Below are 23,935 nucleotides of genomic sequence, written 5' to 3'. Positions count from 1 at the left end.
CGGATATACCTGAAAGACCGGACTTCGGAACACGAAACTTTCTTTTTTGGTTGCGCGGAGGAAACCTCGCGCCGAGCCTGCGCTTGCTCCCCCGCCCGCGAATCTGCCAAGACGAATATGATCAGGACGAATATGAACGAGAGGAAAACGGCGCCGGGGGCCGCCCCCGCTGTCCCCTCCCCGCCATGAGCCAGAGGCCGCGCAGCAAGATGGAAGCTCGATCGACCGACCGCCGCTCCCTCGCCGTAATACTCGCCGCCGGCGAGGGCACGCGCATGAAATCGCGCCGGCCCAAGGTCCTCCATGAGGTCGCCGGGCGATCCATGCTCGGCCATGTGCTGGCCGCCGCCGCCGCTCTGGACGAGATCGCCGTGGTCATCGGCGCCGGCAAGGAGGATGTCGCCGCCGAGGCCCGCCGCCAGCGGCCGGACGCGAAAATCTTCGTTCAGGAGAAGCAGCTCGGCACCGCCCATGCCGTGCTGGCGGCGCGAGAGGCCCTCGCCGGGGCGGACGATATCGTCGTGCTCTTCGCCGACACGCCGCTGGTGCGCGCCGAGACGATCGCCGCTTTGCGCGCGGCGCTGGCCGAGGGCGCCGCCGTCGCCGTGCTCGCCTTCGAGGCCGCCGATCCGCACGGCTACGGCCGGATACTCTGCGACTCAGAAGGGCGCCCCGCCGCTATTCGCGAGGAGAAGGACGCGAGCCCGGCCGAACGCGCCTGCCGGCTCTGCAACGCCGGCTTGATGGCCATATCCGGCGAAAAGGCGCGGGCGCTATTGGACGGGATCGACTCGGCCAACGCCCAAAGGGAATATTATCTCACCGATATCGTCGCCCGCGCCGCCGCGGCCGGGCTGGGGACACGGCTGGTGGTCGCGGCGGAGGAGGAAGTTCTCGGCGTCAACGACCGGGTCCAGCTCGCCCGCGCCGAATCTGTCGCCCAGGAGCGCCTCCGCCGCGCCGCCATGCTGGGAGGCGCGACGCTGATCGCCCCGCAAACCGTCTTTCTCTCCCATGACACGAAGATCGGCCGCGATGTGACGATCGAGCCCGGCGTCGTCATCGGCCCCGGCGTCGAGATCGCCGATGGCGCGGTTATTCACGCCTATTCGCATCTCGAGGGGGCGCTGGTGGGCGAGCGGGCCACGGTCGGCCCCTATGGGCGGCTGCGGCCGGGCGCCAGGCTCGCGGCGCAGGCCAAGGTCGGCAATTTCGTCGAGATCAAGGGCGCGGACATCGGCGAAGGCGCCAAGGTCAATCATCTGACCTATATCGGCGACGCTTCCGTCGGCGCGCATTCCAACATCGGCGCCGGCGTCATCACCTGCAACTACGACGGCTTCTTCAAATATCGCACCATCATCGGCGAAAACGCCTTCATCGGCTCCAATTCGGCTCTGGTCGCCCCGGTGACGATCGGCGACGGCGCCTATGTCGGCTCCGGCTCGGTCGTCACCAAGGACGTCTCGGCGGACGCCCTCGCCGTGGCGCGCGGCCGGCAGATGGAGAAGCAAGGCTGGGCGGAGAGCTTCCGCCGCGTCCAGAAGGCGAAGAAATCGGGCAAGTGATCTTCTCCGGCAGCGATCTCCAACCACGCCAAACGTATCTGCGAGTGATACAAGCGCCTTGCTTTCCGTATCTCTGAGCGATACATAATGGCCGGCGACAAGGCTGCTTATGATCCGATCATTCCGGGACCGGGCGACTGAGGCTCTTTTCCGCGGGCGGCTTCCGAAGGGATATCCCGCGGACGTGTTCAAGGCAGCGCGGCGTAAGCTGGAAATGCTCAACGCCGCGGCTCGGCTCGACGACCTGCTCATTCCGCCGGGCAACCGGCTCGAGGCGCTGTTCGGCGATCGGGCCGGACAACATTCGATCCGCGTAAACGACCGCTGGCGCATCTGCTTTGTCTGGACCGACGCCGGCGCAGAACAGGCCGAGTTCGTAGACTATCACTGAGCAGGACTAGAACCATGGCGAGCGAGATGGAGATCGTCGAGACGCTTCCGCCGATGCACCCGGGCGAAGTGCTACGGGAAGAGTTCCTCGAGCCGCTCGGCCTATCCGCCGGGCGCGTCGCCAAGGCTTGCGGCGTGCCTCGGACGCGAATCGAGCGTATCGCCAGTGAAGAGATCGGGATCACCGGCGACACGGCGGCGCGGCTGGCCCGCTTCTTCGGCACGACGGCGGAATTCTGGTTGAACCTACAGGTTCGCTATGAGCTGGCGACGGTCGAGAACGCCGCCCACGCCGAGCTGGCGAAGATCACGCGGTTCGAGGCGACGGCGGCGATGAAGGCCCGCCCAGCTTCATCGGTCGAAAAAAAATTATAGCCGAACCAAAAGTCGCAGCGACCCTTGCATCCGCCCTCGCCAAAGCTCGTCGCTCGCGACGGGCGTCCTCGAGGACGCCCTATGCCGGAGCCACTTCTCCCGCGAACGGGAGAAAGAATCGCGTCCTGGCCGGCTCCGAGAAATGCCCTAATGCTCTGTCTAGGATAATCGTAACCGAAATCGCGGTAATCTGATCGCCCCCGAGCGCTTGGACCGAGGAGACATTTGCATGTGCGGCATCGTCGGCATTCTCGGACGCGAGCCCGTCGCGCCCTCTCTCGTCGAGGCGCTGAAGCGGCTCGAATATCGCGGCTATGATTCCGCGGGCGTCGCGACGCTGGAAAAGGGCAAGCTCACGCGCCTGCGCGCCAGCGGCAAGCTGCGCAATCTCGAGGAGAAGCTTTCCACCTCGCCGCTGCTGGGAACGAGCGGCATAGGCCATACGCGCTGGGCGACGCATGGCCGCCCCACCGAGACCAACGCCCATCCGCATACGAGCGGCGGGCTCGCTGTGGTCCACAATGGCATCATCGAGAATTTTCGTGAATTGCGCGAGGAGCTGACCGGCAAGGGTCATGTCTTCGCCACCGAGACGGATACGGAAGTGGTCGCCCATCTCGTCGGCGAGGAGCGCAGCAAGGGCGCCGCGCCGCGCGAGGCGGTCGCGGCCGCGCTCGCTCGGCTGGAGGGCGCCTTCGCCCTCGCCTTCCTCTTCGAGGGCGAGGAGGATCTGCTGATCGGCGCCCGCCGCGGCGCGCCGCTCGCCACGGGCTGGGGCGACGAAGGCGTCTATCTCGGCTCCGACGCTCTTGCGCTCGCGCCTTTCGCGCGTCAGATCGCCTATCTCGAGGAGGGCGATCATGTCGTGCTGACGCGCGAGAAGATCACCTTCTACGACGTCGCCGGCAAGGAGTCGGAGCGCCGCCGCCAGCCGTTGCAGGCGGGCTCCTTCCTCGTGGACAAGGGCAATTACCGCCATTTCATGGCCAAGGAGATTCACGAGCAGCCGGAGGTCGTCGGCCGCACGCTCTCGCATTATCTCGATCTCTCGGCCGGCGAGGTGCGCCTACCCTTCACCCTGCCCTTCGACCCCAAAAAGCTCTCGCGCGTCACCATTTCCGCTTGCGGCACGGCCTATTACGCAGGACTCATCGCGCGCTATTGGATCGAGCGCTATGCGCGGCTCGCGGTGGATATCGATATCGCCTCGGAGTTCCGCTATCGCGAGGCGCCGCTGGCCGAGAATGGGCTGATGATCCTGGTCTCGCAATCGGGCGAGACGGCCGACACGCTGGCCGCGCTGCGCTACGCCAAGGCGCAGAGCCAGCACATTCTCTCCATCGTCAATGTCGAGACCTCGACCATCGCGCGCGAGAGCGACACCGTGGCTCTGACGCTCGCCGGCCCGGAGATCGGCGTCGCCTCGACCAAGGCCTTCACCTGCCAGCTCGCCGTTTTCGCCAGCCTCGCCATTGCGCTCGGCCGCGCCCGCGGCGTGCTGAGCGAGGCGGACGAAAAACGCCTGGTGCGCGAGCTGGCGGCGACGCCGGGCCAGATGGCCGCCGCCCTCGCCCGCGAGGCGCTGGTCGAGCCGGTGGCCCGCGATGTGGCGCGCGCCTCCAGCGTTCTGTATCTCGGCCGCGGCGGCGCCTATCCGCTGGCGTTGGAAGGCGCGCTGAAGCTGAAGGAGCTCTCCTATATTCATGCGGAAGGCTATGCGGCCGGCGAGCTGAAGCACGGGCCGATCGCGCTGATCGACTACGCCATGCCAGTGATCGTGCTGGCGCCGCCGGACGCCACTCTGGAGAAAACCGTCTCCAACCTACAGGAGGTCGCCGCGCGCGGCGGTCATCTCATCCTCATCGGCTCCGCCGCGGCGCGCGAGGCGGCGGCGGCCGAGCTCGCCGGCTTCATCGAGCTGCCGGAGATCGCCGGCGCCTTCGCGCCGCTGGTCTATGCGGTCCCCGTGCAATTGCTCGCCTATCATGTGGCGGTGTTCATGGGGAAGGATGTGGACCAGCCGCGCAATCTGGCCAAGAGCGTCACTGTGGAGTGAGGCGTCCGCTCCCCTCATCCTTCGAGACGCGGCCTGCGGCCGCTCCTCAGGATGAAGGGTTCGGCTTGCCGTCGCGAACGACAACGCGTCACAGCCGCTCGATCTTGCGGGCCGCCTCGTCGATGAGATCGGCGACCTGAAACAGCAGCTCCTTGTCCGGCGCGCCGGCGAGGCGCTGCTGCAGCACGGTCTTGAGATTGCCCATCGCCCGGAACACCGGCCCCGTGTCGACGCCCGCGCTTCTGGCGCGCAGCTCCTCCAAACGGGCGAGCGCCGTCTCCGCCTCCTTGCGATTCTCCGCGAGATGGGCCTTGCCCGCATCGGTGATCGCATAGAGCTTCTTGGCGCCCTCGGTCGGCTGGACCTCCACCTGTCCCAGCTCCTCGAGCAGGGTCAGCGTCGGATAGACGATGCCGGGGCTCGGCGCATAGGCGCCGCCGGTGCGCGTCTCGATCTCGCGGATGACGTCATAGCCATGGCGCGGCTCGCTCTCGAGCAGCAGCAGAATCACCAGCCGCAATTCGCCGCCCTCGAACATCCGCCGCCGTCCGCGGCCGCCGCCCCGCTCGCCCTCGCCGGGACCAAAGCCATGCCGCCCGCCGGCGCCGCGCATACCGCGGCCGCCACGGCCGAAGGGCTCGTCCCCGCCGCCGCGCATTCCCCTCATCCAGCCTCGCATCCAGCCGAAGGCCGGATGATCGCCGTGATCGGAATGTATGTGTTGATGCCTCATAAATGTGTCTCCTTTCGTTTAGACAGCTCTAAGATATATCTTATAACCATCTCGTCAAGCCCCTTCCGCGAGAAAGGTTGCGCCGGGACTCGAGGCGAACGAGACGCGCGGCGGGAAAAAGCAGTCAGGAGGGGCGACTTGAAAGATCGGCTCTAGGCGGCGCGCAGGCCTTTGGGCGGGCGCCGGGCGCCGCCGACGTCGAAAAAGTCGGTCATGTCGCGCAGCGCCCGCGCGCGCTCAGCGAGCATGTGACTCGCCGCAGTGCCGTCCTCGACCATTGCGGCGCTGTGCTTGGTCATTTGATTGAGCTCGCCGATAGAGGCGTTGATCTGCTGCAGCGCGGACGCCTGCTCGCCGGTTGCGCGCGAGATTTGCCGCACGGCGCCGTCCAGCGCATTCACCTCGCCGACGATCGCCCGCAGATCGCGCGCCACATTGCTCACCAGCTTCACGCCCGCGCCGACGGCGCTGCTCGACTCGCCGATCAGCAGCTTGATCTCCTCGCCCGCCTCGGCGGAGCGCAGAGCGAGCTGGCGCACCTCCTGCGCGACAATGGCGAAGCCCCTGCCCGCGGCGCCGGCGCGCGCCGCCTCCACGCCGGCGTTGAGCGCCAGCAGATTGGTCTGCGCGGCGAGCTGGTCGATGACCGAGAGAATCTGCGCCACCTGCAACGACGAGGTCTCGATCTTCGCCATGGCGCCGATCGTCTCGTCGACGAGCCCGCCGGAGGCCTCCGCCTTGGCGCGCGCCGAGGCGACCAGCGCATCGGCGCTCGCGGCGTTTTGCGCCGTCGCGCGCAGCGCCGCGGTGATGCCGGCAATGCCGGTCGTCATCTTCTCGAGATTGCCGGCCTGGCCTTCCGCGCGCTGCGCCAGAGCGTCGGCAGCATGCGCCATCTCGCCGGCCTGCGCGGTCATGTTCTGCGCCGCCTCCGTCACCAAAGCCATGCCGCCGCGCAATGTCTCCAGCGAATGATTGAAGTTGACGCGCAGCGCCTCGTATTGCGGCCCGAAGGCCTCGCTGATGCGATGGGTGAGCGCGCCATTCGACAATTGCCGCAGCCCATGGGCGAGCGTCGCCACCACCGCCTCGGTCGCCCGGCTGGCGGCGGCCGCCGCCTCATCGGCCGCATCCTTGGCGATGGCCGCGCGGCGGAATGTCTCGACGGCGCGCGCCATCTCGCCGACATCGTCGCGCCGCTCGCAATGCGGCACGAGGCCGCTCTTGTCGCCATTGGAGAGCGCGTTCACGCGGCTCGCGATCTCGAGCAGCGGCCGCGCTATGGCCGAGCCCGTGCGCCAACCGCCGAGCGCCGCGACAATGCCGGTGAGCGCCGCGGCGACCAAAATCCGATCGGCGATGCCGAGCGTCGTCGCCGCCAATTGCGCCTCGGGCGCGCTGAGCACGAGACTCCAGCCGAGACCGCGAAATCCGATGACCGGCGGCAGCTTCGCATAGACCGCCGACAGTCCGTCGATATTGCGGGATATCGCCTTCTCGGCGCCGATCTCGCGGCCGAGCCGATCGATCATCGGCGCCGCGGGCCTGCCGATCGCCTCGAGCGGAAACGCGCCCACGCCGACGCCAGTCGGCTGGAAGACGAGCAATGTCTTATGGCTCGCATCGACGAGATCATACCGAATATGGGAGCCGCCGAGATCGCCGCCGACGATGCTCATGCGCTCATATTCGCGCCGGACATAGCGGCGGAATATGTCGAGATCGACGAAGCTCACCCAGACGCCGATGACCTCGCCGTCCTTGCCGAGCGCGCGCGCAGCGATGGGAAAGGCGAAATCGGGCTCGGCCGATCGCGGAAGAATGTCGTTCACATCGATGAGCGTGTCGATGACGACATTGGTCGCGCGCTTGTTCTCGAGCACGGTCTTGCCGGCCATCGCATCGACGAACCAGCGCTCGCCGGCGAAATTCTGCGCATAGAGCGCTTCTGTCGGCAGCGGCTCGCCATCCTTGTCCTTGGTGTTGACGGCCAGCACCGAGCCGTCGCGCCCCAGCAACATCGTCAGATTGCTGTTTCGCTGCGTGGCGATCCAGCCGTTCATGAATATGGCGATGGGGCTACGCCCATCGACGCGCCGCCAATTCTGCGACTGCCAGATGATGGGCTGCGCCGTCGCCTGAATGACCGCATCGGCGGCGAAATCGCCGAGCGCGCGATTGATCGTGGCGCCGAGATCGAGCGTCGCCATGCGCAACGGCGAGAAGGACACATTCTCGAGATGCGGCGCGACGGCCAGCTCGAAAAACGCATAGAGAAACAAAATCGGCAGGACGCTGAAGCCGATCATCGCCACGGTGATCTTGGTCGCGATGGTCGCGCCGCGCATGTTCGTTCCTTCTCCAGCAAGCGACGGCGCACGGCCGATCGGGGCCGACCAATGTCCGACCAGCCCTCGGTCGGACGTAAAGAGACAAAGCTGCGCGCTGCTTCGAAACGAAAATTGTTTCTGCACTTTTACGGTTTTAGGTAAATAACTTTCTAACATGCGCCTCAGCGGCCGAGCGTCGCATGGGCGCGGCGCGGGTATTCGGGCGCGGCGCGTGAACTTCCAGCGCCGCCGACCAGCCGACGTCCGAGCCCGCCGAAACCAGACCATTCGCATTTTTCTGAACTCCCCCCCGCCAGATCGATATTTATCTATTTTACATGAAGAAGACAGCAGGCGCTGCTTTCTCTCATCGCCGGCGCGCTCGACGAGAAGCTTTGCTCCTTTCGCTAAAAAATTTCCGCCACAGCGGCATAAAATAGGAGTTCGGCGCTGCCGCACAGCGCGTCTGGTGCAAAAACAAGCTGAAAGCCCACCGTTTCAGCGTTGCGCGAATTCGCATTCGTAATGTAAATACAACATATATCTAAGGCTGAGCCGATTGCGAGCCTTTAAAAAGCGCCGGCGAAGCGTCCTCATCGACGCTCAGGGGCTTCTGGCGCGCGCCTCGGCTCGCATTCGATACGAGGGTTTTTATGCGCTCGAGCTGTGATGCGAGACAAAAATGGCTCCGCCACGGAGACGCAGCGCAGCTATACGGGCGTCGAGGATGTCGGCGCCGGCTATTATGCGACCTATGACATTTCGCAGAACGAGCAAGGACAGATCGGCGCAAGAGAAGAGAAATGGAGTGAAGCGTGGCGTATCTCCTCAGTGAAGGTAGCGAGCAATTCGATCGAAGCTTTCTCGCCGCGAGCGAGCAAAAGCTCGCCGATGTGATCCTCGCGGCCTTGCCGGATTCGGTCACGCCGCTGCGGCTGACCAGGATCGGCGTCATTGGCGCCGTCATCGCCGCGGCGGCGCTGATCGGCTGCCGCTGGTCGCATGCATGGCTGCCGGTCTTCGTCGCCGGAATAGCCATCAACTGGCTCGGCATGGCGCTCGACGGACCGCTCGCACGACGCCGCGCGCTGACGCATCCTCGGCTCGACGCCATCGGCCAGACCAATGATCTGATGTCGCAAGTCCTGCTGATCGTGATGTTCGGCGCGTCGCCATTTCTATCGCTTCAATCGGCCTTGGTCATTCTCGCCTGCTATCTGCTCTTCTCGGCCTATAATTACGTGCGCACGATCGCGCTGCAGGCGCGCCCGATGACCTATATCGGGATCGGCCCGACCGAGTTCCGCATTCTCATGACCGCATGGCCCTTTGCAGCGCTGGCCGGCGGCATAGATGTGACGGCGCCGGGCGGCGCGACCCGGCTGGACGCCGCAATGCTGATCCTCGCCGCGATCGGAGTTGCAGGACTCGCCGTGAAGGCGCTTGCCGACGCAAGGCGGCTCGCCGCGGAGGAGTGAGTCTGGAAGAGACAACGGCGCGGCCGTAAGGCGCGGAGACGCGCCGGCGGACCTTCGGCCTTGGTCACCGCGAAAATTCAGCCGAATCCCTCTCGTTAGTTGCTCAGTCGACGGGCGATGGGAACGAAGGACGGAAGAGGAATGCTATCCCCCGTCGGTCGGCATATCGTGAAGTCCTCGGGCTCACGCTCCACCATCAGCCTGGTCGCGGCGTCATTCGCCAGCCTCGCCCTGTCAAACCACTTTTCGGCGACGCGCTGCTTCAAATCGGCGAGTATTTTCATGTCATCGGGCGTTGCAAACAGACTGTTGATGGCTCGGACGCCTTCCGTCCCCGATACGATATCTGCGTCGCGCGCGAGAATGACGTGTATCCAACCATATGCCGTCATTGCGGCATAATACTTGTCCGCCATCGCCGTTGAGCAATTGCCGATCGGACAACGCGAGATGGCGTCGAGGACATAGCCCGTCTCCATCTTTTTGCTTTCGTAGTTCCCGAGGAATTGCTCCCACACTTTTTTGCTCCAGCCGGCGACGGGGGTTCTTCCCGGCTGATAAGGGCCATGCGGAAAGGGGGCGCAGGTCCCGGCCGTTTTCGCGCGATGGGCGACTAGAAGATTTGCGGCGACGTTCACTCCGGCGAAGCACAGGAGGAAGACGACAACGAGAAGCTTCGTGTCGAGCAGCCAATCCGGCAGCCCACGGCGCAATATCGAATGGCGGCTTTTCATGGGCAGCTTTTCTGCGTCGCGGGAAGCAAAAACGAAGCGATTTCTTTCGGAACTCCGAATCCGAACGGGCCGAAGTTCTTTGCGGACAGATATCCATTGCTCGACAGGTCCTCGACCGTCGCTATGACCGACGGGTGCAGGCCGATCGATTGCGTCTCGCTTGCCATGCCATCGACATTCGTCCCACCCGGCCTTCGAGCCCTCGACAGTCGATACAGACTCGCAATCTGTTCCGCCCTGTCATTGTGTGTTCGCAGCGTGTCGAAATAGCGCTTGAGCTGACTGGCGAATTTCGCCCGAAAGTAAGGCTGGCAAAATCGCTGGCGCTCTAGCCGGGACACGCAGGACAAATAGCCAGCGACATCCTTAATGTGCATCTGCCCGCGAGGATCTTGGACGTCCGCCGCCCACTGCTGCTCGGGGTCGACCCAATATTCGACTCGAGCGAGGGGCGTATGGATGGTCTGGGCTCCAGTCGGCATGCAAGCCTCGTCGAGACGCACTTCGATCTGCCTGATCTCTGGCGATCTACCCGCGAGCGCCTGATCGATCGCTTGTTGGCGAAGAGCGCGTCCCTCCGGGGAACGGGGCGGAACCATGCCCGTGACCGGATGGCCAATCGTCAGCGCCAGCAATTCAGGAAGGATGAAATTGTAACCTGCGTAGCAGATCGCGAACACGCCGGCGATTTTCATCAACTGTTTGACGAGTTTGAAACCTTCCGGCTTTGCACCGTCCTTTGTCTGGCTCAAAGAAAGTCTTTGGGTCTCCCCGCGGTTACGCTCATTCTCCGATTTTGTTCCGCGTTTTCCGAAGCTCATTTATCGCTCTCCGCATAGCGATGACATTCCTGCCCGACCGTCCAGTTCGGCGAGGATTTCGGCGGCGGGGAGCCGCCGAGAAACTCCTCGTTCACCTCGATCCGATCGGGCGACTGAAAGATGAAGATGCGCATTTGGCGCGGCGCGGCGTCGAACAGCTTTTTCCATTTCTCCATCGCCGCGCAATAACGGCGCGTGCGCGCCGGCCCGTGGCTTTCGAGATAGTCGCGTGGACTGGTGAAGTCGTCCGCGCCGAAGGCGCCGACTCGGAACCCGGCGAGGATGTGCTCGGGGGCATTTTTTAAATCGAAGGGAGATGGACCCTCGAAGGCGATCTTGGCGCGCTGCTCCGGTCTCGCATTCTCGATGCGCCAAACGGTCGGTCCGGCGGCGATCACGAGAACCGCCGCTGCGCCCGCGCGACCGAGATCGAGCGCGATTTCCGGGGCCTCCTTTTGGTCTTTGACGCTCGGCGGACTATCGACGATGGCGACATGAAGCAGCCGATTGTAAAGCGCTGGCTCGTCCGGCGACGTGGCCATTGCCCTCAATCGCTTGGCGCTCTTCGCAAGCCTTTTTACGTCCCCGCCGAAAATGATGTCGCGAGGAGACGCCGAACGGCGGATATTCTCCTCGTCCAGAGCGTCTAAGCTCGGAGCGTTCAGAAAAATTATCGCCGGAATCCGCCCGGCCTGCGAGACGAATCCGATCAAAGCTACAATTCCAAAAAGCAATAGAAATGGTCTCATAAATCGAAAATCCACACAGAGCCGAACCAGCCGCTCGTCGCTCTCGAGTGTGAGTCCTGAAAATTAAGAAATAGCGAAATTCATCCACGGCAAAGACTTAAACAGAGAGGGCCGACGTGAGGCGTGCGATTGGTGACAATGAAACAGATGACGCCGAACGCGAGCGTATTACGACTCGATCGACTCATAGCGGCGAAGCAATCTAGGCCTTGCTTCGCGGCGCACGCAGTTGGTCGCAATGTCGCGACCGATGCCTATTTCTAAGCGCTCGTCAGTTTCGGCTCGGACACCCACAATCATCGAATTCGGCGCCTTGCCGAAGGTCCTATTTTGACGCATCGCTCCCCTCCCCGCTTGACTCCCGCCCCCGCCATGCCCCACCCACGCGGCATGAGCACGCCCTTCGACGACATCCGCAATCTTCTCGCCGATCTCCCCGCCCCCAGCAGTGACAGCGTGGACGCCGTGCGGCGGCGCGACGCCGAGCTCACCAAGCCGCCGGGCGCGCTGGGGCGGCTGGAGGAGATCGTCGAATGGCTGGCGGCCTGGCAGGGCAGCGCGGAGCCGCGGATCGAGCGGCCGCTCGTCGCCGTCTTCGCGGGGAATCACGGCGTCACGGCCAAGGGCGTCTCCGCCTTTCCCGCCGCCGTCACGCGGCAGATGCTGGATAATTTCACCGTCGGCGGCGCGGCGATCAATCAGATCTGCAAGGCCAATGGCGTCGGCCTCAAGGTCTTCGAGCTAGCGCTCGAGCATCCGACACGCGATTTCACGACGAGCGCCGCAATGGAGGAGCGCGAGGCCGCCGGCACTCTGGTCTATGGCATGGAGGCGGTGGACGGCGGGATCGATCTTTTGGCGCCGGGCGAGATGGGCATAGGCAACACCAGCTCGGCGGCGGCGATCTACGCCGCGCTCTATGGCGGGCCGGCGGCGCGCTGGACCGGGCGCGGAACCGGCGTCGACGACGAAGGGCTCGCGCGCAAGAACGCCGTCATCGACGAGGCGCTCGCCTTTCACGCCGGACATTTGTCCGATCCGCTGGAGATTTTGCGCCGGCTCGGCGGGCGCGAGATCGCCGGCATGATGGGCGCGATGCTCGCGGCGCGGCGCAATCGCATCCCCGTGCTGCTCGACGGCTATGTCGCCTGCGCGGCGGCGGCGCTGCTGCATGCGACGAGCCCGGACGCCATCGCCCATTGCCTCGCCGGCCATGTCTCGGCGGAGGGCGCGCATAGGGATGTGCTGGAGCGGCTCGGCAAGAAGCCGCTGCTCGATCTCGGCATGCGGCTCGGCGAGGGCTCCGGCGCCGCGCTGGCGATCGGCGTCGTCAAGGCGGCGCTCGCCTGCCACAGCGGGATGGCGACTTTCGCCAGCGCCGGCGTCAGCGGCAAGGATTAGGACGCGTCATTCCCGGCCGCTGAATTTCCCGGGCTCACGACGCCGCCGCCAACACCTTGCGGCGCTTCACCTCCGCGCGCATCAGATCGAGGCATTCCTTGGTCGAGGCCATGTCCAGCGCGGTGAGGCCGAGGCCCGTCTCGAAGGAAGGGTCGGCGCCGGCCGCCATCAATTGCGCCACGGCGCGGGCGCGGCCGGAGGAGGCGGCGAACATCAGCGGCGTCGCGGCGTTGACATTTATGTGCTGAATGTCGATTCCGGCGCGGATCAGCAGCGCGATATTCTCCTCTATCTCGCCGACACAGGCGAGCCACAGCGCCTGATTGCCGTCCACATTGGTCGCATGGAGATCGGCGCCGGCCTGCAGCAGCTCGGCCACCAGCGCCGGCGGGGCGAGGCGCGCGGCGACCATCAGCGGCGTCACATTGTCCTTGTTGCGGCCATTGGCGTCGCCGGGCGCAAAGCCGTGCTCGGCCAGAAAAGCCTCCAGGGCCGGGCTCAGCGCCGCCGTGGCGGGGGGCGCGGAACGCTCGGCGATCGCCCAGGCCTCATAGCCGCCGTCGAGGCTGTAGACGTCCGAAAAGCCCTGCTCGGCGAAATATTTGGCGTAGGCCTGGCTGGAATTGCCGTGATAGCAGCAGAACACGACCGGCCGGTCCTTCGGCGTCAGAGTGACGAAGGAGGAGATGTTCTCCCGCGTCGCCAGCTCGGCCCCGTCTATATGGCCGCGCGCGAAAGAGTCCGGATCGCGCACGTCTATCACCAGCGCGCGCCCGCGCCCGATGATCTGACGCGCCGCGATGACGTCGATCCTGCGAAAATTCGCCTGCATGCCGCATTTCTCCCTTCGATCGCCCCGCGACATGCGAAGTCGGGGCCAACCGCCCCTCAGGGACCGCGCGCGCTGGTTTTCGGCGCCCTCGTCGGCTAGAGTCATTCCGGTTCCAATCGAACCAGAATGACTCTCGATTTCCTTGTTCTGCCGTGTTTTCTTCACGCGAACCGGTTCCCACTTCGCTCGAAAACACTCTAGGCTTCACGGAAGGAGGCGCGACATGCGGGACACGGTGGAGAATTTCGAGGAACGGGCGCGGCTCGACGGCCGCATCGCGCTGGCGATCGTCACTTTCGCCACCGCCTATGGGCTCGTCGCTCTGCTCGATCGCGTCGGCGCGCCGGAGCGGCTGGTGGCGCTGGTGTCGCCCTATTTCACCGTGGTCGCTCTGGCCGCGCTGGGCTTTCTGCTGCATTCCATGCGCGTGTCCTTCTATTACGCGGCGGGACGCGCGGCGCCGGCCGCCTATGTCGGATTCGCGCAGGCGGCGCTGGTCACGGGCCTCGCGGCGCCTTTCGCGGCGCGGCTCACCGGCGCCGGCTCGCCGCTCGGCGTGACGCTCGGCCTGCTGCTCGGCGTCGCGCTCATCGGCGCGGCGATGGGGCCGATCCTGCGCAAGACCGGGGCCTTCTCGCTGTCCGATCTGCTGGCGGCGCGCTTCTCGCGCATGGAGCCGCGGCTCGGCATGATCGCCGTCGCCGCGCTCACCTCGGCGATCGTGGCGCTCGCCGGCTATCAGACGGCGGTGGACGCGCTGGTCGGCTTCACTGGCGCGGGCCGGCCCTTCGCGGCCTTCTTCATCGGCGCGGCGATTCTCCTGATCGCGGGACCGGGCGGCGTCGGCGGCGTGCTGTGGAGCGCCTGCGCCGCCGCGGGCGTGCTGATGGCGGGCTTCGCTCTGCCGCAGATCGCCCTCATGGCCGAAGGCTTTCCGACGCCCTTGCCGCTCATCGGCGATCAGGCCGCCTGGAGCGAGGCGACGCGCATCATCCAGAATTGGCGGCTGGCCCGGCCTGCGCCGGTCGCGCTCGAGATCACCACAGCGCTCGGCCTGGCGCTCGGCTTGGCCACTCTCGCGCCCGCCCTCGCCCCATCGGTGGCGACGCGGGATGTGGCGGCGGCGCGGCGGGCCGGGATCGCGGCCATGTTCTGGACATTGACGGCGGCGGCGCTGGTGGCGGCGACCGTCGCCTCCTCCGCGCTGATCGTCTCCAATGTCGCCGTCGGCCAGACACCGGAACGGCTCCCCGAATCCATCTATTCGGCGAGCGCGCGCGGCCTGCTGCAGATTTGCGGCGCCAAGGCGGACGGGCCGGCGCAGGCGCGCGCCGCCTGCCTCGCTCGCAAGCTGGCGCCCGCCGCGCCGCTGCGGCCGGAGGATATTTCCGTGCGCGCGGAATATCTCATCGGCGCCCTGCCGCAATTGGCCAAGCTCGGCGCCGCGCTCAGCGGCCTCGTCGCCTCCGGCGTCATCGCCGTCGGCCTGGCGCTGGCGGCGGCCAGCCTGCACGCCTGCGCCGCCGCGGTCGGCCATGACGCGCTCTATCGGCTGCGCGCCGAATCGGCGCTGACCAGCCGGCGCCTCGCCATCACGCGGCTGGCGCTGGTCGGCGTCACCGCGCTCGGCTCGGCGACGAGCGCGGCCAACGCCATAGACGCGCGCACGCTCGTCGGCATGGCGCTCGCGCTGTCGGCGGCGGGCTTCGTTCCGCTGATCGGCCTCGCGCTGTTTCCGCGCGCGCAAGACCGCGACGCGATGGTCGGCCAATTGGCGGGCGTCGCGACAATGGCGGTGACGCTGGTCGTCGATTCGGCGCCGCCGGACATAGAGCAGCTCGCCTGGGCGGGACTCTGCGGCGCCATAGCCGGACTGCTCGCCGGCGGCGTTTCGGCGCAGGCTTTCTCGAGAGAGACGCCGCAATCACGTAATTTCGTGGAAGAGATTTTACGCGGCGAAGGCAATGTGCTACATCTCGATAAAGGAGCCTGAGATGCAATATTGTGTCGAATCGCTGTGAGAAGAAGCTGACAATGGCGAAAAAGCACAATTCGGGTAAAAACATCAGCGTTGTTGCAAGAGAAAGCTCTGAGTTCCCTGCCGAGAAGGCCTATGTCGAGGATCGCCGCAAGAGCTTTATAACATTGGGCGGCTGCTCTACTTATGAGAGCGGTCTCCGGCTGAATGAAGGTCTTTTCCGATCGCGCGGACATTTGTGGCGCCGCCCGACGATCGCGCTGGTCGCCGATCCGATCGAGAAGATCGATTCGCGCTTCTCCTGCCTGCCGCCGGAATTCCTGACCTATCTCGTCAATGACGCGAAAAAGCTGCATCTGCCGAATCTTCTGGAGATGGACGCGGAGCTGCTGATCTTCGACTTGACGCGCGATCTGCGCAGCGGCGTCGTCGCTCTGAGCGAGACGCAATTCGTCATCGATCCGCTCGAGGGCGTCCATATTCTCGAGGGCCTGACGCCCGAGACGATGAATCAGGACGTCTTCGACAAGGTCTTCAAAGGCGGCGAGCGCATTTCCTTCCACGCCAATTGGGCGCGGTTCTTCCCGCTGTGGAAGCGCGCCTTCGCGCGATCGATCGAGATTTTGTCGCGGAAATTCTCGCGCCTCGTGCTACTCGAGCATTATTTCACCTGCAAGGTGAATGGCGTCCCCTACACCTATGACTTCGCGCCCGGAGCCGCGGAGATGGCGAATGTCGCGCTCGAGAAAATGTATGATTTCGCGCGCAGCTTCGACAATATCTCCTTCATCTCGCTGCCGCGGAAGCTGTTCATCACCGGCCGCGAGGCGCCCTGGGGCGGACCGAGCGACACGCATTACTTGCCAGAGGTCTATCTTCTCTACGCCGAGAAGACCGCGCAGCTGCTCTTCCCCGAACGCGAGGACGGCAGCCGCGCCATCATCGATCAGCTCTTCCTCCGGGCGGCGGAGCGCGATGATCTGATCGTGCAAATTCAGGCCCTCACCGAGGAGCGCGACCGGCTGGCGACCGACAACGCCGCTTTCGCCGCCGCGCGCGACGCCGCGCTGGAGGAACGAGACGAGATGCGCGCGCGGCTCGAAGGCGCGGCCGACGATACGCTCACGCCCCGCGACGATCATGCCCCCGCCACAGCGGAGAATGACGCCGATTTCGTCGAGTGTGAGAGCGCGACGATCGAGACGAGAGTGATCAGAGCCGAGCGCGACGCCGCCCTTGCCGAAAAGGCCGCGGCTGTCGCCGAGCGCGCTCTCGCGCTCTATGAGAGAGAGGCGATGCGAAGGGAGCGCGACGCCGCCGTCGCGGACCGTGATCGCATCCTCGGCGAAAATGCCGCCATGGCCGCCGAATGGAGCAAGGAAGCTCACGAGAAGGAGGCGATGCGGGCCGAGCGCGACGCGGCCATTGCGAACGCCGAGGCCTTTGCGGCGGACCGCGATCGCATCATGGGCGAAAACGCCGCCATGGCCGCCGAATGGAGCAAGGAGGCGCATGAGAAGGAGGCGATGCGCGCGGAGCGCGACCAAGCCGTCGCCGACGCCCACGCCTTTGCGGCCGATCGCGATCGCGTCCTGGCCGAAAGCACCGCCTTGCTCGTCGAGCGCGATCGGGCGTCCAGCGAGATCGACGAGATCATCGCCCAGCTCGAGGCCGCTCTCGCGCATAGCGAGGAGCTCGCCGCCGAGCGCGACCGCCTCGCCGCCGAGAAAGCCGCGCTCATCTCTGAGCGCGACGACGCCCGCGGAGCGAGCCTCGTCGACGCCCAGTGACGCCGCGAGAGGCCCGGCGGAGAGGGCTCTCTATCCTTCCCTCCCTTTTCTGCTATAAGCCCCTCGCGCGCCCGGTTTTCCGGGCGGCTCCGCTCGCGGCGACCCTCGCTGGACGACATCCCGGCCCCGGCCGCGGCCTGCGGACCCACACCAGAAAACGAAAAGGACCTCACCGATGTCGATCACTGCGGAGCGCAAGCAGGCGCTCATCAAGGAATATGCGACCAAGCCGGACGACACCGGCTCGCCGGAAGTGCAGGTGGCGATCCTCACCGAGCGCATCACCAATCTGACCGGGCATTTCAAGACCCATGTGAAGGACAATCATTCGCGTCGCGGTCTCTTGAAGCTCGTGTCGCAGCGTCGCCAGCTGCTCGACTACGTGAAGTCGAGAGACGAGCCGCGCTATCGCTCCATCATCGAGCGTCTCGGCATTCGTCGCTGAGTTCACGCCCGCTCGCGGGACGAGCCTCGAAAGAGGCCGAGAGAAAGCGAGATCGCGGTCCGCCGCGATTTCGCGTATGAAAAAACGGTTCGGCCGAACGATTCGGCCGCTTCATTGCCGGAAGGGATGCGCGAAAGGGCGGCCCTTCCAACGTTCGGCGGGCGGCATGGGGCCGCGCCGCCGGCCCTCGGCAGATCGTCATGGCAGGATCGCCGGACGCTGAGGCGAGGATCTTTCGAAGCGTTCGCGGCTTCGCGTCTTTGAAAATCCCCGCCCCGCAGCCTCTCGCCGTCTTGCCCATGACGCCTCGCCAAGCCGACGCGCAACATGGCGCGTCATGAGAGAAAGACGAAAAGACATGTTCCAGATCCATCGCGAAGAGCTCGACTGGGCGGGTCGCAAGCTGATCCTCGAGACCGGCAAGATCGCCCGCCAGGCGGACGGCGCCGTTTTCGCCAGCTGGGGCGAGACCACTGTGCTCGCGACCGTCGTCTCGGCCAAGGCGCCCAAGCCCGGCCAGGACTTCTTCCCGCTGACCGTGAACTACCAGGAGAAAGCCTTCGCCGCCGGCCGCATTCCGGGCGGCTATTTCAAGCGCGAAGGCCGCCCCAGCGAGCGCGAGACGCTGGTCTCCCGCCTCATCGACCGGCCGATCCGCCCGCTCTTCCCCGACGGCTATCGCAATGACACGCAGGTCATCGTGACCGTGCTCAGCCATGACCTCGAGAATGACCCGGATATTCTCGCCATGGTCGCGGCCTCGGCGGCGCTGACGCTCTCCGGCATTCCCTTCATGGGGCCGATCGGCGGCGCCCGCGTCGGCTATATCAACGGCCAGCTCAAGCTCAATCCGACGATCGAGGAGATGAAGCTCTCGGCGCTCGACCTCGTCGTCGCCGGCACGTCGGACGCCGTGCTGATGGTGGAATCGGAGGCGCAGGAGCTCTCCGAGGATCTGATGCTCGAGGCGGTGATGACTGGCCATCGCGGCTTCCAGCCGGTGATCGACGCGATCATCCGCCTCGCCGAGCGCGCCGCCAAGGATCCGCGCGACCTCAATGTTGTCGACAAGACCGAGGTCGACGCCGCCGTCGACGCCATCGCCGAGGCCGAGCTGCGCGCCGCCTATAAGATCACGGTGAAGCAGGATCGCTACGCCGCGGTGGACGCAGTGAAGGCCAAGGTCTTCGCCGGCCTGCTGCCGGAAGGCGGCGAGGCGAAATTCTCCAAGGAGCATGTCGCCGAGGCCTTCCACGATCTGCAGGCCAAGGTCGTGCGCTGGAACATTCTCGACGACGGCATTCGCATCGACGGCCGCGACGTGAAGACGGTGCGCCCGATCGTCGCCGAGGTGGGCGTGCTGCCGCGCGCGCATGGCTCGGCCCTGTTCACCCGCGGCGAAACGCAGGCGCTGGTCGTCGCCACGCTCGGCACGGGCGAGGACGAGCAATTCGTCGACTCGCTCGAGGGGACCTATAAGGAGCGCTTCCTGCTCCACTACAACTTCCCTCCCTACTCCGTCGGCGAGACGGGCCGCATGGGCTCGCCCGGCCGCCGCGAGATCGGCCATGGCAAGCTCGCCTGGCGCGCCATCCGCCCGATGCTGCCGGCGGCCGCTGAATTCCCCTACACGCTGCGCGTCGTCTCGGAGATCACCGAGTCCAACGGCTCCTCGTCCATGGCCACTGTCTGCGGCTCCTCGCTGGCGCTGATGGACGCGGGCGTGCCGCTGAAGAAGCCGACGGCGGGCATCGCCATGGGCCTCATCCTCGAGGGTGAGCGCTTCGCGGTTCTCTCCGACATTCTCGGCGACGAGGACCATCTCGGCGACATGGACTTCAAGGTGGCGGGCACGTCGGACGGCGTCACCTCGCTGCAGATGGACATAAAGATCGCCGGCATCACCGAGGAGATCATGCGCGTCGCGCTCGCCCAGGCGCGCGACGGCCGTCTGCACATCCTCGGCGAGATGTCCAAGGCGCTCACCACCTCGCGCGCCGAGCTCGGCGAGTTCGCGCCGCGCATCGAGACGCTGAAGATCGCCACCGACAAGATCCGCGAAGTGATCGGCACCGGCGGCAAGGTCATTCGCGAGATCGTCGAGAAGACCGGCGCCAAGATCAATATCGAGGACGACGGCACGGTGAAGGTCGCCTCCTCCGACGGCAACTCCATCAAGGCGGCGATCAATTGGATCAAGTCGATCGCCTCCGATCCGGAGGTCGGCCAGATCTATGAGGGAACCGTGGTGAAGACCGCCGACTTCGGCGCCTTCGTCAATTTCTTCGGCGCCAAGGACGGCCTCGTTCACATCTCGCAGCTCTCCAAGCAGCGCGTGAACAAGACCACCGATGTGGTGAAGGAAGGCGACAAGGTGAAGGTGAAGCTGCTCGGCTTCGACGATCGCGGCAAGGTGCGCCTCTCCATGCGCGTCGTCGATCAGCAGACCGGCGAAGACCTCGAGGCCAAGGAAAAGGCCGAGGCGGCTAACGCCGGCGAGTGACACGACAGATGGGGCTCGCCCGGCGCGGACCCTCATCCGACCCGGCTGCGCCGGGCCACCTTCTCCCGCAAGCGGGAGAAGGAAGCGCCTTTTTCTTCGAGTAGGCGCGATATCGAAAAAGCGGGCGCCGCGTTCGACGCCGCACCCCTTCTCCCGCTCGCGGGAGAATATGGCCCCGCGAAGCGGGGTCGGATGAGGGCGCCTCGCGATCCGTTTCGCAGGAACTTTTTCCAATGCGATTGCATCTCGCTTTTCTCGCCGCCCTTCTCTCCTCCGCCTCCCCCGTCGTCGCCGAGACCGCGCCGCTCGAGCGCATTCTCTCCGCGACGCCGATCTATCTCTCCGATGGCGGCGGCCGTGATCTCGCCGTGCTCGTCGACAATCTCGACACTGGCGCCGATCTCTATGTCTATCTCGGGCTCGATCAGGACGCTCTGCGCGCCGGCGCCAAGCCTGCCTTCGTCAAGAAGAACGCCGCCTGGAATGGCGGCATGGCCGGCCAGCGGCCTTCGCTGGCGGTGAGCGACAAGGGCTCGCTGCTGATCAAATCCGAGAATGATTCGATCGGCCGCGACCGCTGGAGCGAGACTTTGACGGTGATCCGCCGCAATGGCGCGCTCATCGTCGCCGGCTTCACCTATGCGGCGCGCGACACGATCGACCCCAACGCCGGCGGGACCTGCGACCTCAATTTCCTCGCAGGCAAGGGAACGCGCAACGGCAAGAAGGTGGAGATAAAGGCGCAGACCATTTCCCTCGCCGATTGGTCGGAGGACAAGCTTCCGAAAGAGTGCAAATTCTAGAGCCGACCCCTATCGCCTCGCTCCATTTGCGAAGGCCGAGCGTGAAGGCCAAACATGCTCGTCGACGAGAAATACTTTGCTCCGAAAACGCCGGCCTCAGTCATCGCCGTGGGCGATGCTTTCGAAGCGCTGCTGATTCGGTCGATGCTCGAAAGCCTCGGCGCGGCTGTGCTCTTGCACCTCGTCGGGACGCCGGAAGATTTCCTGCTCACGCTCGAGCGGAAAGAACATGATCCGAAACTCGTCGTCATCTGCGGACACGGTGACGAAAACGGCTTGGTGTTCGGCGATTATGGCGATGGCGTAGACGTCGGCGCGCTCGTCGACGGCTCGCTGCCGGCGGCCGCCATCGCAAAGCGCGCTCGAATGCCGGGAGCGATCGTCGTCAGCACGGCCTGCCTGTCCGGCGATGCGGCTTTTGCGAAGGCCTTCCTCGAAGCGGGCGCCGCCGCCTATATCGCGCCAGCGGACTGTCCCGACGCCTCGGACGCCGCGCTCTTCGTTCACTATTTGCTTCATTCTCTGCTGAGGCGAGGCCTGTCCCCGGAACGGGCCTTCGACCGAGCGCGCCACGCCGATCCGGCCTTAGACATGTTCCGGCTGCACAAGCCCTGATCCGAGGCGGCTGAACCGCCGCCCGCTTCATTCACCCTCCCTCCGGAAAGCGGATGCGAATGTCATCCACCCTTGCTAAGGAAGGACCGCAAAAGAGGGACTAAAGGCGTGAACGAGGCGGCGAAAACCGATTTTTCGAGCGGCGACGCTCTCGGCGCGATATTGGCGTCGTTTCAGCGCGCGGGCTTTACCCGCTGCGAGCCGAAGATATTGCAGCCGGCCGGCGTCTTCCTCGACCGCTCGGGCGAGGATTTCCGCGGCCGTCTCTATCTGACCAGCGACGCCGCCGGCGACGACGTCTGCCTGCGGCCGGAATATACGATCCCCGTCTGCCTCGCCTATCTCGCTTCGGCCACGGCGGGCGCGCCGGCCTCCTTCGCCTATGGCGGCACTGTGTTCCGCTTCCCCGCCGAGGGCGAGACGGGCAGCGGCGAGCTGTTGCAGGCCGGGCTCGAGAGCTTCGGCCGTGACGATTGCGAAGCCGCCGACGCCGAGATTCTCGCCGCCGCCCTCGAGGCCGCCTCCTCGGCCGACGGCGGCGCGCTGCATGTGGAGACCGGAGACGCCGGCCTCGTCTCCACCTTTCTGGATCGGCTCGACCTGCCGCCCGCCTGGCGCCGGCGTCTCGAGACGGGACACGCCCGCGGCGAGTCGCTCACTGAGATTTTCGCCCCGCCGGCCAATGGCAAGGAGCACGCCGGCGTGCTCGCCGCGCTCGAGAAGGTGGACGCCAAGGAGGCGCGCGCGCTCGTCGAGGATCTTCTGTCCATCGCCGGCATTTCGCCGGTCGGCGGCCGCAGCGCCGGGGAGATCGCCGAGCGCTTTCTGGATCAGGCCGCTCTCGCCGGCGGCGCCGGAGTGAGCGCCGAGACGCATGCGCTGGTCGACGCCTTTTTTTCCGTGCAGGGGCAGATCGACGAGGCCTCCGCCGCGCTGCGCAAGCTCGCGAAGGACGTCTCGCTCGATCTGACCGCGGCGCTCGACTCGCTCGACACGCGCTCCGGCTTTCTCGCGGCGCGCGGCGTCGATCTCGATCGCGTGCGCTTCTCCGCGAGCTTCGCCCGGAGGCTCGATTATTACTCGGGCTTCGTCTTCGAGGCGCGGCGCGAGCCCGCCGGCCCGGCGCTCATCGGCGGCGGGCGCTACGACCGCCTGCTGAAGACGCTGGGCGCGAAACAGGACATCCCCGCTGTCGGCGCGGCCATATGGGTCGATCGGCTGACGGCGCGCAAAGGAAGCGCGGCATGACCGCAACGACGACCGACAGACTCATCGTCGCCGTTCCCTCCAAGGGCCGGCTGCAGGAGAACGCCAACGCCTTTTTCGCCCGCGCGGGCATAGAGGTGACGCAGGGGCGCGGGGCGCGCGACTATCGCGGCCAGCTCGCCGGAGTGGAGGACGCCGAGGCGGCCTTTCTCTCCGCCTCCGAGATCACCTCGCGGCTCGCCAGCGGCGACGTCCATCTCGGCGTGACCGGGGAAGACCTCGTGCGCGAGACGATTCCCGACGCCGCGAGCAAGGTGGAGATTTTGGCGCCGCTCGGCTTCGGCAAGGCCAATGTGGTTGTCGCCGTTCCGCAGGCCTGGATCGACGTGCGGACCATGGCCGATCTCGCCGATGTCTCGGCCGGCTTTCGCGCGCGCCATGGCCGCGGCCTGCGCGTCGCCACCAAATATATTCACACGACGCGGCGCTTCTTCGCCAAGCACGCCATCGGCGATTATCGCATCGTCGAGAGCTCCGGCGCCACGGAAGGCGCGCCGGCGGCGGGCTCCGCCGATCTCATCGTGGACATCACCACCACCGGCGCGACGCTCGTCGCCAATGCGCTGAAGACTTTGGACGATGGCGTGATCCTGCGCTCGCAGGCCAATCTCGTCGCCTCGCTTTCCGCGCCCTGGACGCCGCGGGCGCGGGAGGCGGCGCGCATCATCCTCTCGCGCATAGCGGCCGAGGAGCAAGCGCGCACGACGCGCGAGATCCGCGCCCGCCTGACGCTGGACGAGGCGCTGCTCGCCGAAGCTACGGAGAAATATTCCGTGGAGCTGCGCGAGCGCGGCGACGGCGGCTTCGTCACCTTCTCCGCCCCGGCGGATGGCGCGCCGCAATTCGCCGATTGGCTGATCGCCAAAGGCGCGCGCACCGTGACCAGCGCGCGGCTCGATTATGTGTTCAGCGCGGAAAACGCGCTGTGGAGCCGGTTGCAAGGGCGGATTTGACGGGGTTTGGCCTGATACGTTTTCCCGCTGATCGCTTCGCATTACGATCGAGAACTCGCCCCGCGTCATTGCGAGCGAAGCGAAGCAATCCAGAGTTGCGGGGTGGCTACTGGAT

21 protein-coding genes are annotated in these 23,935 nt (G+C 65.8%); 14 read left to right on the top strand and 7 right to left on the bottom strand.

Going from position 1 to position 23,935, the window contains the following annotated elements:
* Window positions 1-209 precede the first annotated feature (209 nt).
* The 4 genes from glmU to glmS all read left to right on the top strand — a co-directional run bounded on the left by glmU (window position 210) and on the right by glmS (window position 4,389).
* Window positions 210-1,568, top strand: a complete 1,359-nt coding sequence (glmU, locus tag EDE12_RS16910) for a bifunctional UDP-N-acetylglucosamine diphosphorylase/glucosamine-1-phosphate N-acetyltransferase GlmU (RefSeq protein ID WP_026600187.1) — start codon at window positions 210-212, stop codon at window positions 1,566-1,568.
* 109 nt (window positions 1,569-1,677) lie between these two features.
* On the top strand, window positions 1,678-1,959 hold the full coding sequence (locus EDE12_RS16905) for a type II toxin-antitoxin system RelE/ParE family toxin (RefSeq protein WP_026600186.1): 282 nt from the start codon (window positions 1,678-1,680) through the stop codon (window positions 1,957-1,959).
* A gap of 14 nt (window positions 1,960-1,973) precedes the next feature.
* Window positions 1,974-2,333, top strand: a complete 360-nt coding sequence (locus tag EDE12_RS16900) for a HigA family addiction module antitoxin (protein WP_084484781.1) — start codon at window positions 1,974-1,976, stop codon at window positions 2,331-2,333.
* 229 nt (window positions 2,334-2,562) lie between these two features.
* On the top strand, window positions 2,563-4,389 hold the full coding sequence (gene glmS / locus EDE12_RS16895) for a glutamine--fructose-6-phosphate transaminase (isomerizing) (RefSeq protein WP_026600185.1): 1,827 nt from the start codon (window positions 2,563-2,565) through the stop codon (window positions 4,387-4,389).
* Window positions 4,390-4,477: 88 nt separating this feature from the next.
* Here glmS and EDE12_RS16890 read toward each other — a convergent pair whose 3' ends face one another.
* Together EDE12_RS16890 and EDE12_RS16885 are read right to left on the bottom strand one after the other, a co-directional pair.
* Window positions 4,478-5,122 (bottom strand): PadR family transcriptional regulator, encoded by a 645-nt coding sequence (locus EDE12_RS16890; RefSeq protein WP_083967395.1) that lies wholly within the window; start codon window positions 5,120-5,122, stop codon window positions 4,478-4,480.
* A 152-nt stretch (window positions 5,123-5,274) separates the two neighbouring features.
* The gene (locus tag EDE12_RS16885; RefSeq protein ID WP_051592648.1) at window positions 5,275-7,470 is read right to left on the bottom strand and encodes a methyl-accepting chemotaxis protein; all 2,196 of its coding nucleotides are present in this window, start codon (window positions 7,468-7,470) and stop codon (window positions 5,275-5,277) included.
* A 651-nt stretch (window positions 7,471-8,121) separates the two neighbouring features.
* On the opposite strand from EDE12_RS16885, the gene EDE12_RS21910 reads away from it, so the two are divergent.
* Together EDE12_RS21910 and EDE12_RS16880 are read left to right on the top strand one after the other, a co-directional pair.
* Complete coding sequence (locus EDE12_RS21910; RefSeq protein ID WP_166671876.1) at window positions 8,122-8,349, top strand: hypothetical protein; 228 nt, start codon at window positions 8,122-8,124, stop codon at window positions 8,347-8,349.
* Complete coding sequence (locus EDE12_RS16880; RefSeq protein WP_026600183.1) at window positions 8,268-8,930, top strand: hypothetical protein; 663 nt, start codon at window positions 8,268-8,270, stop codon at window positions 8,928-8,930. The genes EDE12_RS21910 and EDE12_RS16880 overlap by 82 nt, the downstream gene beginning before the upstream one ends.
* Before the next feature lie 95 nt (window positions 8,931-9,025).
* Here the strand turns inward: EDE12_RS16880 and EDE12_RS16875 are convergent, their stop codons facing one another.
* Genes EDE12_RS16875 through EDE12_RS16865 form a run of 3 tightly spaced genes read right to left on the bottom strand, consistent with a single transcriptional unit; the run spans window position 9,026 to window position 11,027 of the window.
* Entirely contained in the window at window positions 9,026-9,664 is a 639-nt protein-coding gene (locus EDE12_RS16875) for a hypothetical protein (RefSeq protein ID WP_024878748.1), read from the bottom strand.
* Window positions 9,661-10,485, bottom strand: coding sequence for a hypothetical protein (locus tag EDE12_RS16870; RefSeq protein WP_024878747.1), 825 nt, complete (start codon window positions 10,483-10,485; stop codon window positions 9,661-9,663). Before EDE12_RS16870 ends, EDE12_RS16875 begins: the two co-directional genes overlap by 4 nt.
* The gene (locus EDE12_RS16865; protein ID WP_026600182.1) at window positions 10,482-11,027 is read right to left on the bottom strand and encodes a hypothetical protein; all 546 of its coding nucleotides are present in this window, start codon (window positions 11,025-11,027) and stop codon (window positions 10,482-10,484) included. Before EDE12_RS16865 ends, EDE12_RS16870 begins: the two co-directional genes overlap by 4 nt.
* 597 nt (window positions 11,028-11,624) lie before the next feature.
* Here EDE12_RS16865 and cobT point away from each other — a divergent pair.
* Window positions 11,625-12,635 carry a nicotinate-nucleotide--dimethylbenzimidazole phosphoribosyltransferase gene (gene cobT, locus EDE12_RS16860; protein WP_026600181.1) on the top strand — a complete coding sequence of 337 codons (1,011 nt, stop codon included), beginning with the start codon at window positions 11,625-11,627 and terminating at the stop codon, window positions 12,633-12,635.
* Window positions 12,636-12,669: 34 nt separating this feature from the next.
* Here the strand turns inward: cobT and glpE are convergent, their stop codons facing one another.
* Window positions 12,670-13,467, bottom strand: a complete 798-nt coding sequence (glpE, locus tag EDE12_RS16855; protein WP_024878744.1) for a thiosulfate sulfurtransferase GlpE — start codon at window positions 13,465-13,467, stop codon at window positions 12,670-12,672.
* Window positions 13,468-13,690: 223 nt separating this feature from the next.
* Between glpE and EDE12_RS16850 the strand changes: the two genes are divergently transcribed.
* The 5 genes from EDE12_RS16850 to EDE12_RS16830 all read left to right on the top strand — a co-directional run bounded on the left by EDE12_RS16850 (window position 13,691) and on the right by EDE12_RS16830 (window position 20,986).
* Window positions 13,691-15,460, top strand: a complete 1,770-nt coding sequence (locus tag EDE12_RS16850) for a symporter-like protein (RefSeq protein WP_026600180.1) — start codon at window positions 13,691-13,693, stop codon at window positions 15,458-15,460.
* Window positions 15,461-15,501: 41 nt separating this feature from the next.
* Window positions 15,502-17,235 (top strand): DUF6270 domain-containing protein, encoded by a 1,734-nt coding sequence (locus tag EDE12_RS16845; RefSeq protein WP_134188180.1) that lies wholly within the window; start codon window positions 15,502-15,504, stop codon window positions 17,233-17,235.
* Window positions 17,236-17,410: 175 nt separating this feature from the next.
* Window positions 17,411-17,680, top strand: a complete 270-nt coding sequence (gene rpsO, locus EDE12_RS16840; RefSeq protein ID WP_018266720.1) for a 30S ribosomal protein S15 — start codon at window positions 17,411-17,413, stop codon at window positions 17,678-17,680.
* A gap of 358 nt (window positions 17,681-18,038) precedes the next feature.
* Window positions 18,039-20,183 (top strand): polyribonucleotide nucleotidyltransferase, encoded by a 2,145-nt coding sequence (gene pnp / locus EDE12_RS16835; protein ID WP_024878741.1) that lies wholly within the window; start codon window positions 18,039-18,041, stop codon window positions 20,181-20,183.
* A gap of 233 nt (window positions 20,184-20,416) precedes the next feature.
* A complete protein-coding gene (locus EDE12_RS16830; RefSeq protein ID WP_026600179.1) occupies window positions 20,417-20,986 on the top strand; it encodes a hypothetical protein in 570 nt (189 codons plus the stop codon).
* A 96-nt stretch (window positions 20,987-21,082) separates the two neighbouring features.
* Here EDE12_RS16830 and EDE12_RS16825 read toward each other — a convergent pair whose 3' ends face one another.
* Window positions 21,083-21,493, bottom strand: coding sequence for a hypothetical protein (locus EDE12_RS16825; RefSeq protein ID WP_134188179.1), 411 nt, complete (start codon window positions 21,491-21,493; stop codon window positions 21,083-21,085).
* 216 nt (window positions 21,494-21,709) lie between these two features.
* Between EDE12_RS16825 and EDE12_RS16820 the strand changes: the two genes are divergently transcribed.
* Together EDE12_RS16820 and hisG are read left to right on the top strand one after the other, a co-directional pair.
* Window positions 21,710-22,849, top strand: coding sequence for an ATP phosphoribosyltransferase regulatory subunit (locus EDE12_RS16820; RefSeq protein ID WP_036291406.1), 1,140 nt, complete (start codon window positions 21,710-21,712; stop codon window positions 22,847-22,849).
* Complete coding sequence (hisG, locus tag EDE12_RS16815; protein ID WP_026600177.1) at window positions 22,846-23,820, top strand: ATP phosphoribosyltransferase; 975 nt, start codon at window positions 22,846-22,848, stop codon at window positions 23,818-23,820. The genes EDE12_RS16820 and hisG overlap by 4 nt, the downstream gene beginning before the upstream one ends.
* Window positions 23,821-23,935: the final 115 nt, after the last annotated feature.

The sequence above is a fragment of the Methylosinus sp. sav-2 genome (genome assembly GCF_004366495.1).
Classification (GTDB): domain Bacteria; phylum Pseudomonadota; class Alphaproteobacteria; order Rhizobiales; family Beijerinckiaceae; genus Methylosinus.
Note: the sequence above shows the minus strand (reverse complement) of the source record. Positions and strands in the feature narration are given on the sequence as shown.

Excerpts from the sequence above, each read along its gene's own strand:
- glmU (WP_026600187.1), top strand. The coding sequence starts at position 210 with ATGGAAGCTCGATCGACCGACCGCCGCTCCCTCGCCGTAATACTCGCC.
- EDE12_RS16905 (WP_026600186.1), top strand. The coding sequence starts at position 1,678 with ATGATCCGATCATTCCGGGACCGGGCGACTGAGGCTCTTTTCCGCGGG.
- EDE12_RS16900 (WP_084484781.1), top strand. The coding sequence starts at position 1,974 with ATGGCGAGCGAGATGGAGATCGTCGAGACGCTTCCGCCGATGCACCCG.
- glmS (WP_026600185.1), top strand. The coding sequence starts at position 2,563 with ATGTGCGGCATCGTCGGCATTCTCGGACGCGAGCCCGTCGCGCCCTCT.
- EDE12_RS16890 (WP_083967395.1), bottom strand. The coding sequence starts at position 5,122 with ATGAGGCATCAACACATACATTCCGATCACGGCGATCATCCGGCCTTC.
- EDE12_RS16885 (WP_051592648.1), bottom strand. The coding sequence starts at position 7,470 with ATGCGCGGCGCGACCATCGCGACCAAGATCACCGTGGCGATGATCGGC.
- EDE12_RS21910 (WP_166671876.1), top strand. The coding sequence starts at position 8,122 with ATGCGAGACAAAAATGGCTCCGCCACGGAGACGCAGCGCAGCTATACG.
- EDE12_RS16875 (WP_024878748.1), bottom strand. The coding sequence starts at position 9,664 with ATGAAAAGCCGCCATTCGATATTGCGCCGTGGGCTGCCGGATTGGCTG.
- EDE12_RS16870 (WP_024878747.1), bottom strand. The coding sequence starts at position 10,485 with ATGAGCTTCGGAAAACGCGGAACAAAATCGGAGAATGAGCGTAACCGC.
- EDE12_RS16865 (WP_026600182.1), bottom strand. The coding sequence starts at position 11,027 with ATGGCCACGTCGCCGGACGAGCCAGCGCTTTACAATCGGCTGCTTCAT.
- cobT (WP_026600181.1), top strand. The coding sequence starts at position 11,625 with ATGAGCACGCCCTTCGACGACATCCGCAATCTTCTCGCCGATCTCCCC.
- glpE (WP_024878744.1), bottom strand. The coding sequence starts at position 13,467 with ATGCAGGCGAATTTTCGCAGGATCGACGTCATCGCGGCGCGTCAGATC.
- EDE12_RS16850 (WP_026600180.1), top strand. The coding sequence starts at position 13,691 with ATGCGGGACACGGTGGAGAATTTCGAGGAACGGGCGCGGCTCGACGGC.
- EDE12_RS16845 (WP_134188180.1), top strand. The coding sequence starts at position 15,502 with ATGGCGAAAAAGCACAATTCGGGTAAAAACATCAGCGTTGTTGCAAGA.
- rpsO (WP_018266720.1), top strand. The coding sequence starts at position 17,411 with ATGTCGATCACTGCGGAGCGCAAGCAGGCGCTCATCAAGGAATATGCG.
- pnp (WP_024878741.1), top strand. The coding sequence starts at position 18,039 with ATGTTCCAGATCCATCGCGAAGAGCTCGACTGGGCGGGTCGCAAGCTG.
- EDE12_RS16830 (WP_026600179.1), top strand. The coding sequence starts at position 20,417 with ATGCGATTGCATCTCGCTTTTCTCGCCGCCCTTCTCTCCTCCGCCTCC.
- hisG (WP_026600177.1), top strand. The coding sequence starts at position 22,846 with ATGACCGCAACGACGACCGACAGACTCATCGTCGCCGTTCCCTCCAAG.